This is a genomic window from Legionella norrlandica (assembly GCF_000770585.1).
Lineage (GTDB): Bacteria > Pseudomonadota > Gammaproteobacteria > Legionellales > Legionellaceae > Legionella > Legionella norrlandica.
This window is the reverse complement of sequence record NZ_JNCF01000069.1, coordinates 1-13,896: the sequence shown is the minus strand read 5'-3', so window position 1 is coordinate 13,896 and position 13,896 is coordinate 1. Positions and strand designations below refer to the sequence as shown.

The following is a 13,896-nucleotide window of genomic DNA, read 5'->3' as shown; positions in this document are numbered from 1 at the left end:
ATTATTAAGAATGCCATTTTGCAACAACAGGCTGAATTGACTAAGTTAATGTCACAGAGCAAACCACCAATGACAGAGGAGCAAGTTACTACTTTTCGTCAATGCATTGACGAACTGAATAAAATCTCTCCTTTGATCTCTGGAGTAGCATGAACTTAGCTGAGAAATACGGTAAGGTCTATGGTAAGGTGCAGAAAGAAGATTTTGTCAGGGATCTAAAGGAATCATTTGAAAGACGAATGACTGATGTTTTTACTATGGTAGATCAAGCAAGAGATACTATGAATTTTCCTCGTCTTACTGAGCAAGCCAAAACACCCTACCGTGAGATGGAAGAAAGAATTATCCAAAAAAGAAAGGCTCAATTGAGTGATGAGTTTATTATTCCTTCTGCAACAAGTGCATTGGCTGAGGTGCAATCAGAAACAGAAAGTCAATCTGAGAGTCAATCACAAAGCCAAAGCCAAACTCAAACTCATTCATTCTCTGAGGTAGCCAATGAGGAAGTTGTTATTGAGGCTCGATTAAGGAAGTACGGGCTGCCATTAGAAGCTATTTCTATCTCTTATTTATCTCAGAGCGAAGAATTACAGCAATTAGCGAGAGCGAACCAAGTGGTTCATATGCAACACTTATTTAATGAGGACGATCCAATATGCTGCAGCCCTACCTATCAATTGGAAGAGCGACTAGCGAAAGAATTTGGTAATCCTTTGCCGCCAGTACGTTATTTTCTCGCGCGAGAAGAGGGCAATCCCAAGGTTATTTTGATTAACCAAGATGAAGCTAATTTATTTAAAGCCGCACCTGTTTCTCCGCCATGGAGCTTATATGATGTCCGCATGAAAAAAGGACATGGGCTTGCACCAATTACGGGAGCTGCAATTGAATCATTAAAAGATTCTTTGTTGAAAAAACTGTATTTTTCATCTTACAGACATCAAATCACTGGTGATAATATTGCATCATTAGCCAAGTCTCTGGATGGGATTTGTACAAGTGAGCAACTTCAACCGTCATTAGACATGCAGTTTAAAGGACAAAATATCTCTCAGGAAAAACCTCCTTTTATATTACCCCAATGGGGTTTCCATGGAGATAAGCAACAAGACATACTACTTCAAATTGAACAAACTAATTTAGTATTCAAAGAGAGGTTTGAAAAAAGGGGGGTGACTATATCATTGGGTGAAGGTGAAGGACGAGCTAAAGTCTTTATTTCATCAAAACTCAATAAACGTATTTTGGCTGAAATGGAAAAACCAGCCCAAAAAGATCTTGCTGATTCTCAATCTAAGCTTAAGAAAGTTGTGGAGCAAATTAAGGAAGATTATAACAATGCAACGGAGGAACGAGCAAACCTTAGAGAGCAACTAAAGAATTATAAAAAGACCAAGAAAATGATTATTGACGATTTTGATCAACGAATAGCTAGTCTAGAAAAGAGAAAATTGGATGCTATTAGCTGTACAAAAACCAAAATGGCAAGTCTTTATGTTGAAGGAATGAAAGGAGTCGTTAATCTTAGGGATTATCACGAAAAAAAACTCGATCAAAATATTAACTCTCTAAGTAGTATGAGATTAGGAAACAATAAAGAGTGGGGGACCCGAATTGGTTGGGGTAAATATTTTGTCGGTATAGCACCAATGATAGATCATTTTCTCAATGAGATTCATAAAGCGGATCAAGTTAAAACTTTAACCCCGGAGGAGTTAAATAGAAAAATAAACGAATATACAGGTATGATTTACGATGCTTTGTCAGGAAGATATGAAGTGATGAGTCATTCTAGCCGACAAGATTCCACCATAATGGAGGCAATGCACGCAGCATCTCATTCTCCTGGAAAAGATATTAAATTATGGTCAATGAATTTAAATGATGTCTTAAAATCTCAGTTTAATGATTTGTACTCTTACCTTATAAACAGAGAAGGTAAGAGCGATGATGAAAAATATAAAGTATGGAGAGAGTTTGAGACCTGTATAGGGGAAGTAATAACTAGTTCAAAAGGGAAAAACCTGTCTTTTGAGGACTTTGATCAAAAAATATATGAGGAGATAAGACAATTTGCGATTCATAATAAAAATAAATTTAAAAATCCTGATATAAGTACTACGGAGATAATGAATAGATTGAGCTGCTCTTTTACTCCTGGGCCTGATAAAGAGGCCAATCTAAACGCCACTAAAAATGCAATAGTCAATATCATTTACAATCGTTTTCTTCAAGTCGCTCAGACGCCATCAGAAGAGCGACGAGATTTGTATGCACGTATCTATGAAAACATAATCCAAAGAAAACCTGATATTCAACTTCCAGCAACACTAGAATCACCTCCTCAAGGCGCTATTTCCAGGGAGGAATTATCTGCAGCGGTTCAAGAGTTGTTAAGGGTGCAAAATATACGGGTTACTAGCAAGCTTGCTGGTATTATTTCGCAACGATGTGCTCGTTATGTAGCCGGATATAAATGGCTTGAGTACAATTTGGATCACTTTATCCCGGTTAAAGATCGATCTCCTGATTTAGGTAAGATAGATGCTTTCAAAGCAGAGTTGTTTCCAGATGCTCAAAAGGAACTCGCGCGACTCGACGAAGAAGTGTTAGTGATTCAGCAAGAAATTAACGAAGCCAGGATTCAAAAAGCAGAACAACTTGCCGCGTTAGAGAACAAATACCGCGAACTACCAGGGAAAATTCAGAACAATACTAATAGGTTCGCTGAGCTTAAGGGAGAAAAATCAGCTCTTAATAAATTGCTTTCTGGTATTAATAAACTATTGTCTGTTTTTAAGGATCATCAGGTTGTTGTAGACCAAGATGATGCCGTAAGTTTTCTTGATACTCATTTTGATCTTGGCAAAATAATTCGTGATGATGTTTCAGCTTCTGCCATACTCACGTTCATTCCTCCTGAGTTCTACAGTATAGAGGAAGACATGCATGAACAATTCGTACACCTGCATGGTCTTGATGAAGCAGAGAGCCAAGCTAAAAGTTCTCTTGAAAAAGCAGCTCAAATAGTTAGAGATTCCGCTGTGGTAATCCAAGAAAGGGGATGCCACGTAACGCTCGAACTGCTAGGCCAAAAGACAGCTCAACAAACCGTATATACAGTTGACGAGGAACAAATTCAAAAGAAAGAAGTTCTTTCTAAAGTAGTTGATGAACTCATTAAAGAAGTAGTAATAGCAGAATCACCAATACCAAATACTGTAACTCTGGCTGAGGAAGAGCAAATTCGAGGGGAAGAAGTTGTTTCCGATGTTACTGATGGACTACAAAAACCAGAAACACAAATGAAGATTACCCATACAAGCTTAGGTTTCTATAAGAAAAAACCAGAGGATATTAAAGAGGGAAATAAAGAGCATAAGATTCAAAAAAAATAAAGTAAATACTTGGGTGCTAGCACACTGTTTCTTTTCAAAATCATAGGTTAGTTATGTATTCCTAAGCTTATTCTCGAATCGATGCCCATAGGGATGAAGTGAATCTCAGATTAAAGAGCATTTAACAATAACCATAATAATTATAAAGAAATCTAATTGTTAATATTTTTTTAATTTTATGGGCGTATACTGCAGTTATTAGAGTGTTTCTTATTAATCATAATGATCTATAATTAAGGCAAAAGATTTTATTATGATTTTAGTGGTTATTTTTTGATCTATTGTTGATGTCAGTCAAGATTTTAGCGTTTGGTTGATATTTTATTGTTAGAAGTATGAGGTATGTATTGGTCCAATGATAGATTCTTTAATAACTGAAAAAATTCAGCATCTCATATCTCGAATGATGTTTAGCATGTTATTTATAAAAATGTCCTACAAAGGTCAAAGCGATGTAAAAGGCGCGAGGAGTTGTTGGTGATGAGTAAATATTCTAAAGAAATCGCCGATATATTTTCCAGTTTAGAGTTACAACAAGTTGGTTTGTTTATAGAAAAACTGGATATTGATGAAATTAAGATACTGCATTCAGAAGTTCTGCCGAAAATAAAAGACTTGGATCGTAGGAGATATCTCAAACAAGTCTTGGCTGCCCGTGAAAAACAATTTGGTGACGAATCTGAAAAGAATCAAATGATTTCAAGTGCACTGCAAAAAAATCAAAGTGTTAGTAGTCAGTTGAAAATATTATTCAATAATCTCACAACGGCAATTCTATCAGAGCTGGTGAATGAGGAAGCGACAAAACTCTTCCTGGGAAGAGCGACTGAAGATGAGTTATTTATTCTGGAACACAAGTTAAGCTCTCAAGAAAATGAGCAGGGTAAAGCATTGTATCTTGCTGTAGAAACCGAAATCAAACGACGAAAACAAGAGGGTGAAGAAAACCAAGATCAATCCAAAAAATGGAAAGAGGCCTATAAAGAGGAGTGGAGAAAAAAACATGGTGATCTTCAGTGGGAATCTAATCTCTGGCAAAAGATAATAAAGGATGCCAAGCAAGTCAATTTAGAAGTTAGAAGCAAAATTCAGGTTGAAACTCAAGTAGAACCACAAGAGCCTAAAAAATCCTGGTTATCTCGAGCTTGGTCAGCTATAAAATCTTGGCCATCCAGAGCTTTGTCCGCAATAAAAGGGATCTTTTCTAGAATTTTTAGTAGCTCGGATAAAATTCCAGAAGTACAAAAAGATTCATACAAAGTTAAATTAGAAGAGGCTGAAGAAAAAGCTTTTGATGAGATGCGCCGGGAGGGATTAAGATATGCCAGTGCATTAACAGGGAAGACTGGCATTGGAGATTCAAAAGCGCGTACCAGAGAAATGAGAGAGGCTTCAATTAATGGACGATATGGTATTGTTTTATCTTCGCAAGTGGTTGCTGGAACAAGAGGCGAAAAACATGGCCAATTAAGTAGTGTTGCTGAATCCTTCGCTGAAACAAATGACAACGATGCAACAGTTAAAACTCTGTACAATACTATTACTAAAGCTGTTCCAAGCGGAGAAGAGTATAATCCTTTGAGAGATATACACATATTTGCTTCTCCAGGGGACGATGTTCTTGTCACTGCTATGGAGTCACAAGACATTAAAAGTCTTCTTGAAAAGAAGGGTAGCTATAGCGAATATGGATTGAGCTTTTCAGCTGAGGAAAGAGCACAGATTAAAGCGTATAAAGAACATTCTGACCAATCAAGGTCATTAAACAATGCTATTGGCAGCTTTGCGTTTTCATGGGGCGGATATGAGCCAGATAAGGAACGTGGTGGGTTTAAGCCAATAAAGCCAAAAGAAAAATATGATGAAGAGCAAGAAAAGTTTGAAGATAATCTTCGTGCTCTCAGCAAATCTGTATTAAACGCATGTGCTGATCTTAAAGATGGCGAATCTTTGTATTTAGACACAGGGTTAGAAGGCCATGCCATGAAACTCTCGATACAAAGAACAGGGAAGCAATTTAAGTTAACTTGCTATGATTCTTCTGGCGCATTAGAAAATAGCAGCCTGGCTCAGGGCTTGGTAGGTCTATTAAAGATAAGCATGATGGGATATGAAGCGAAGCGCTCCAATGCTTTAAGCTTTTCAATCCCGGCAGAAAAATTACTTTCTGAAACTGGATTAAAATATTTCAACAACTTAATTCGTCAACATTCCTATGCTGGGTGGGCTGAAACCAATATAAAGGAAGGGTTAACTCATACGACCAGGGAAGAACTCAGTAGAATGTGGCTTATTAACAGAATTAGGGCATTATGGAATCAATCAAGAGTATATTTGGCTTATATCAATAAATTTACAGCTATCGCAGATCCAAAATCCCCACCTAAATTTGATCCTCTATTACAGCACTCTCAAAACACTGATAACTGTTTCGCGAAAAGATTACAGTCATGCCAATTATATGAATTAGGTAAACCGACATACAAAAAACTTAGGATGGCTGTATTAATTGAACAAAAAAACGGCTTACTAGAGGATATCTTGGGGAAAAAAGGTGGAAGCAAGGGAGAAGAGGAAGAACCATTATTGGAAATCGAATACATTCCTATGCTAAAAAATATTCAGCCAAAAATTCTTTCTCCAGAAGAGCTCCATGAAACTTCCATGCTGTTAAGCGAGATTTCCGGGGCACCTTCCAAGGAGTATTACGAGAGTTTCTTCAAAAATTTACTTAAAGCACGCGAAAATTTGATTGAAAAGGGAAATAAAAAGAATAATTTGGTTATTGAACGTATCGATGCCAAAATTGCAAATCATGCAAAAGCTTATTATGACTATTTAAAGAAAGGGAATCGACAAGACGACATTAAGGCTATTTTTTCTCCTGAGGTCTATAGAAAAGATCCTCCCTTCGACTGGAGTTCTGGAGGAGTGCCTTTAAAAACAGATGCTGATGGAAAAGTTGATGCCCAGGCATTGGAAAAACTAAGCGGATACGCAGCAGCTCGTGCTTGGCAAGCATCAATACAGTTAATCAACCATCAGATAAAAAAACTAAGTGTTAATGAACGATATATCCATTCAGCAGGCGAACGCTTATCCCATGCCAGTTATCGACAAGCGCGCAAGGTGACTTTGGAGGATTTGAAAGCTGCCAATATTGTGACCTTTACTACAGGCTTTACAAGAAAGGATGATATTAAAATAGAAATTAATATTGATGGTACTCGAAAAGAGATCGATAAGGCTACCTTTTTTAAACTAGTGGTTAAGAATAAAGGATCTTTAACAGAGCCAGAAGTCATTGGGCTTTTAGATTATTTACGGAATGCCTCACCAGAAATCGAAAAAAGGTATGCCAAAGAAGTATACCCGACACAATATAGAGCGTTTGAGAAAAAACTTGAAGAAGATATAACTAGAACAGTGGGAAATTTAAAGTTAGCGATTGAGCAACTTTCCCAACATAAGGATAAACTGGAATTAATGATTCAGCAATGCAGTAAGAATCTTGATGTCATTGACAAGGAAATGACTGAGGAAAAAAGTAAAGGAAAAATCTCAATAAAATTAAAAAATCTGGAACTTCATAAAAAACTATTACAAGAAGAGTTGGGGGAACTCGAGCGATTACAGCTTTCTGTTTCTAATAGAATTAGTATATTACAAGGAGATGCAGGGGTTAATGGTTCGCCGAAAAATAAAATTGCCCGAGCTGAAAATATACTGGAAAAATTAAAATCAAAAGATGAGGCTTTACAAGCTATTAATGAGGTTAATTTTGCTTTTATAAACGCCCAGCGAGAACTAGAAAGTGTCGGGGAATATTTAAAAGAAGAGATAAAAACCTTTGAAGTGGATGATGTTGAAAGAGAAATCAATGACAGGATTGAACAAAACAATCGCTATCGACAAAAAGTCATCAGTAATCGCTTACAAACCAATGCGGAATACAGGGTCTTAGATGAGCTGTCTGCCGGTAGAATGGGCCCAGAGAAGGTCCGCAATCGGAATATGTATCATCAAACCGCAGCAGAGCGGATTGAGTTCTATAAACAAGGAAAAAATACTTTTTTGCCAGGCTCCGTATTCCAAGAAATTCAAAGTTTAAATCAAAAGCTTAAAACAAAAGTCCATGAGATAGTTGAGCGCAAGGTCATATTAAGTACCAATATTTCTGATGCCAGTGATATAGCCTCCCTTGAAAGTGGCAATGAGGAATACCTAAAGATCGATACTCGGTCGCAAGAAATCAGTAAACAACCTATACCGAAAGCAATTAAAGAGGAGTGGGTTCGCGAGATGTTTGCTATCTGGTTAAAGCATGAAAAACCAGATCTTTTATATCAGATTCAAAAGAAACATGCAGCCGATCTCAGTGTGGGTATTAACCAAGCTTTCCATTATTTTATAGAGCAAAAAGCCAATATTGAATATGCTGTCCTCAAAGAGGCTGGGTATCCAATCGATCTTACTCAGACTCAGATTGAAGGAATGGGATGGAAACCGATTAGCGATCAGGAAATAAAAGCATACCATGACCAGCGTAAAGAAATGGCAACTGTTCTCTTAAAACGCTTTAAGAAAGCGATGAGTGGGATAGCGTCCAAATCTAAAGAGAAAGAGCTGTCCTCTTCTGAGCTAGTTCAACTAAAGAGCGAAGATTTAAGGGCTCAGCATAGTGTTGCTGCTGTAGAGAAGGAAGGTTTTGTTCCCCCTGATGTAGAATTTTTATTGCCATCGCAAAGAGAAGCAATGGATGGGAGTACCTTAAAATTTTTACGAGACAATCCATTGCCTGCTCTCAAAGGGACCTCTCAAGAGCAATGTGAGCAATATTATAATGAGGTAAAAGGTTATTTGTATAAATTAAAATCTCACAGTGGTTTGGAGAATAAAGCCCAGCGCATTACTGAATTTTGTTATTCCTCTGTTGCCAAGATTTTCGATTTACCCAATCCTCCATCCCAAGATTTGGCACTGGAAATAGCCAATACCCTCATCGCTCACTACAGAGATGAGGAGAATTCCATTAAAGATTCTTTCTTGAAGCTGGAGAATAATGAACGCACTCAACTTCTTGTGTCTTTGATGAAATTAGGTTTATCGCAAATTGCAGTGGAAGAGTCCCAAAAGACGAAAGTTAACTCAAGGTTCTATTCGACTATAAAACAATGGGAAAGATTGATTGTGCCTCCAGATGAGGCGATCTCAAAAAAAATTGCGATGTTATCGCCTGGAGGCACTCAGCCGGAAGATATTAGCCTACTGAAAGAAGTCGATATGGCGCTTCACGAATCGCCGGTTGGTTTGGAAGGATTATATGAGGGGCAAAAGGGGCTTCAAATTGCTTTAACGTCGTATGGTAAAGAAAAAACAGCAGAAGGAGCCGATACTAATCTACGCAAATTGGCTGATCGCTTGGCTATGCGTAATGGTGATGCGTTATTAGCCCATCAATTTATCAATTATTATTCCAATCCAAAGCTTCTTTCAAGCGAGGGGATTAATAGTACTCAAGGTCGAGAATTGTTTTCCAGGGCTATATTAGATGCTTTTCAACAGGGGACAAACGGTGAAAAACATCAACTCTTAAATTTTTTAAAGGGATTAAGTTTGGGTGATGGAGGTGAGCCTTGCAAACTAAAAGTACCTCATCCCGTGTTTCTTGATGAAGTGTTCATGAGATGCGCCAACATTGATCCTCAGTTATTCCAGGACAATACGAAAGCCAAAGCCTATGACGCTAAAGCTACGGAATCTTTTATATCGACATTAACTAATAGTTCTAGTGAAGATGGGGCAGAGCGGTTATTGGGATTTGCTAAAGAAATTAACTTGCTTTCGCTTAAAATTGAGCAAGCCCTTCTTCAAAAACCTGTGGATGTGGGGGCATTGGATAGGCTGTATGCGCAATTAATCTGTTCCAATTTAGCTTATCAATTGATTGTTGATCAGGCATCCGAAGATTTTCTTTCCAGTCTTAAAGGTAATTTTGAATACACCAGAGAGATGTCTTTAGTTCAATCGAATATAAATAAGTTACAAGATACACTTATCCAATTTTCAGGGCATTTACACGCCAAGCGAGCCTCATTGTTCAATACTGTTTTTAGTGAGTATGTACGTGACCAAAAATTTGATGGACCGAGAGTAACGGTGACCGCGCCCTCCTCCTCAGATATCCCTGGCTTCATTATGTTGGGTGGTCATAAGAGCCTGGATGTGTTACACGGCGTAATCTATGTTGGCAATAATAAATTGGGTGTGATGCCTGCCTACATGCAATCCCATATTGCATTGCACGAATTGGGAATTAATAACCTTCCTTTTAAACCTCAAGGTGGAGGATATGTTTATGTAGAAGACAAGGAAGTCAGGGCCTCAGTGACACAACTTAGTAATGGTGAGCTTATCGTTCAAAGAGAATTAAGAACTTTGGACGGTTCTACCGAAATGTTACAATACCTGTCTCCAGAGAGGATGGATTCCGTACCCATGGCATTAAGAAGAAGATTGAATGCCGAACATTTTTTCATAGATTCCAAAGGTACTTTCCATGCCTATACTTCAGACTTTAAACCAGTTTTAACGTTATCGTATCACCATGACAAATGGAAAGGTTTCCTACTAGATCATCTTGGTAATAAAACCGCTATCTCACTGGATGCCACAGGTGATTTATCCATGATTCAGGATTTGTCTCAAGTTTTTCCAAGCGATGAAATGATTCGAGTGGATAAAAGTACAGTGTATGTTCCTTCCATCGCCAAATACATTCTTCATAATGAGAAAACAGGTGACTATCTGATGACGGATAATCTGACCGATCAGACATCAAGAAGGCATCTTCAAATTGCTAAACAAGGCAGTGCTTACACATGGAAAGAATTGACAGATTTTGAAAGGGAAGAAGTTAACGTATTGAACGAGCAAATGAAAGACTTGCAAAAACAGCTTTCTACTATTACCAAATCGGACTTATTGAGTCAACAAGCCCGAGGCAAAGTGGAGAAAAAAATTCACGATTGCGCGTCTCGGATTAAAGAAATCACTACTCCAGAGTATTTTATTTTTGCTCCTGATTCAGAACAAATTCAAGTACTTGAGAAAGAAAATTTAAGATTAAGAAAAGAAATGCAACAAGCTTATGTTGATTTCAGGGATGGGGGCAAAGGCAGAGAGAAACTGGCCATACATTATGAACAAGCTAAAGAGACTTATCTGCAAAGCAAAAAAACATTACAGAAAGCTTATGCCGAAGATACTCATCTGCGAACCTTTGAAGTTAAAGAAGGGGATCTACAAGCGAAAGACTTTGCAAGCATTCTTCATGTTGGTGTCATGCCAGGTAAAACCGAAGTGTTTGCCCGACTATTGGGTACCAATGTACTGAAATCTCCTTTGAAACCTAATGAGTTAGAAGGATTAAGAACTCTTAAAGCACAATATCAAGAGAAATCATCTTTAAGCAAGGAGGAGCGATTTGCTCTCATTATGCTGATTGGTACAGAACTGCAGCACCATTTATTAGAGAGAGGTGCTGCTGCAACCGGTAAATTAAAGAATTGGGATAGGCCTGCCTGCAGCAAGTTATTGACTGAATTTACTAAAGAAGTCAAGCAAGCCAATCAGTTGCATGGAAAGCCTCCGTTACCTCAGTTTATGGAACTCTGGCGTGCAATACAGTCGGAATTTACTTCAGATAAAGAATTGCAAGAATTATTTTCCAAACCCGTGACAAAGGTTGATACCGGTGAGAAAAAAGCTGTAAGTATCAAAACAAAGACGACCAACATGCCTATTGGGTCATTGGGGAGCCGCACCTTAATTCAATTTACCTTGCATGATAATCCCCGATCACTCATTGATAAGGAACAGATCGAGCTGGAACAACGTTTACATGGCCTGGAAGGATTTGAGGAATCAGTTCAAGCCCAAGAGGAAGGGTACTATTATGAAAACTATGGGTTGTTTAATGCCCATACTCTTGAGAAGTTATTTAGTGTTACCTCTAATCATGCAGGGATTGGCGAATTAACAAAAGAGCATGTGACAGCACTGTTTCAGTTGATGCAAGATCAGGGATGGATACGCCCTGTTAAGGATATGGACAACAAATACCAATTAACCAAACATCCTAGTGAGTTTTATTCTTCTGCAAAAATTGCCAGTTATCTGACGGAAGTCGGTTTTGAGATAAGCCAGATTAATGCGATTTCAGACCAGCTTGAAACATTTTTTTACCAAACGGCAGTCAATGGGGGAAGCTATTCTATCAAAGCAGGCTCTAAGAATGAACTCATGCAAAAAGTGAAAGAAGCTCAGGAAGAATGCAATATAGAGTATTTGGAGGCTTTGAATAAAGTGAAATCTACTTTAGACAAGGCATCTTCAGAAATCCCATTTTCTGAGTTGAACTCGGCTTATCTCTTAAATGACTACAGCAGTATTTTATCTTATTTCCCTGAGAAAGAGCGTGCTCAAGCCGAGATTGTCCTGAATAATGCCATGACCCGGTTGCTGTTTTACAAAACGGAACTAGATCACTTAAATGATATACAAGACACCTTCAAAATGGGGCAAGACGCGAAAGCGATTGCGATGCTGCATATCAGAAGAAACTATCAACTAGATAAGCTTCTTGATTCTACACTGGCTTTAGAAAATATTTCTACAGAGAAAGAGGCTTTGAAATTCGAGCAAGATCGAAAAATGCAAAGAGCCTTTTTACTGTTTGAATCAGAATTTGGTCATCGTTGTAATGCGCGTCAAGTGAATATATTCAGGGGATTACTACTGGATGACGAGACGGATCCTGATAAAATTGATGCCGCCCAAGCGAGAATGGGGTTTGGTAAAACCTCCTTATTGCCTTTGGTTGCTTTGTACAAAACGGGCGATAGACTCGTTCGCTTTATCGTTCCTAAATCAGCGCTTGAAACCAATACCTCTGACATGTCCGTCACTTTGACTAATTTACTGGGCCGCCGTGCAGTAAAAGATGATTTCCAACGCTATCGAATAGAGACTGATCCAGAGCCTAATATGGGGGAAAACAGTCCTAGGCTTAAATCATTGCAAGACATTAAGGCGGACTTGAAGAAGAGACTCGCCTTGTATCAAAGAGTCAGGGATCATCGTGAGGTTCTGGTTCAAGCACCGAATGTACGCAATTCTATGGAATGTCAGGCCAAGATTTTCTTAGACCTGTTGATGAAGTTGACTAATGAGCCTTTACAGCAAAAAGAGCTCATGGAGTGTATTTCATTACTGAATGAAATTCGCTCATTATCTACTATTTCTGTATTTGATGAATTGGATGCGACTCAAGATCCTGCTACGACTGAGGTGAATTATACTGCTGGCGAGAAAGTTCCTTTGGATACGGCTGAAATCTATCCTTTAGAAGTGATTACCCAAACCATAGGTGCCACAGAAGATAAATCCATAGAGCACCTTGCCAAGGTATTATTGGAACGGTTTGGTATTGAGGATAAAGATGAGAGTATTTTTAATTACATCACGTCTTTGCAAGTCAAACAACCTTCCTCAGTGACTCCGGCAAACAGTACTGACATTTATTTAATGCGTGCGATTCTGACAGATTCAGTCATGCTCAGCATTTTTACCGAAAAAGAACCTGGTACTGATTTTGGTGTTTGGTTTGAAAATGGAAAAGACGGCTCTAAGTTGTATGATTACGATGCTCTTAGGACAGGAAAAGGAGAGGCCTCAAAAACGCCTTTATTGATAGCTGTTCCTTATTCAGCAGCCAACACACCAAAACCTCAGGGCTCCAGGTTTGATAATCCAGAAGTGACGGCCATTACTACTCTGTTGTATTATCTGGATCCGAGAACAGAAATCAACGAAGACCCTCATTTGGAATTTTTAATTGACTCCTTTAGAAACGGTCTTGGTGAGAAATCTTTCTTAGCTCCATCAGGAGAGGCCATTGATCCGGAATTTAAAACACTTTTTGTCGAGATCAAAGAATTAGCAGAAATAGAAGACCCGCTGATTCGCAATGAGGAAAGGAGGAATTATTTTGTCCAGCTGGAAAAACGGATAAAAACAGGAGAAATCCCGGCGACTTCCTTCAGAAAGATGTTGGCTCGCACCATCATCCAGGATCAGATCAAATTTGATGCCGGCAAAGCCAATAGTAATCGCTATGAGCAAGGAACGATCCATGATACGGTGATTGGATTTTCGGGTACGGCAGGGGATACCTCTTCCCACTTTAAAGAAAATATGTTGGATCCTGCGGCCGATGGCAATATGACTTTGGGTATTATGGGAAGAAAAAATTGTCAAAAAACCATTTCTCTGGATACTTCCCGTTTTAGCAAAACAGGCGAGGATTATACAACGGCTGTTATTAAACAGTTGGCCGATTCTTTTTCTCCTAATACAAGAACTCTGATTGACGTAGGTGGTTTATGTAAAGCATCGAACCGTGCTGTGGCTAAGGAAATCGCTCTTCAATTAAAAA

Annotated in this window: 2 protein-coding genes; both read left to right on the top strand. The window is 38.5% G+C overall.

Features of this window, described 5'->3' with window-relative positions; translation table 11 throughout:
• The first annotated feature begins 149 nt into the window (after positions 1–149).
• Complete coding sequence (locus OK13_RS11955; RefSeq protein ID WP_035891071.1) at positions 150–3,398, top strand: hypothetical protein; 3,249 nt, start codon at positions 150–152, stop codon at positions 3,396–3,398.
• A 480-nt stretch (positions 3,399–3,878) separates the two neighbouring features.
• Positions 3,879–13,896: DUF3638 domain-containing protein (locus tag OK13_RS11950; protein ID WP_035891069.1), on the top strand; the 10,018-nt coding region annotated here is incomplete at its 3' end.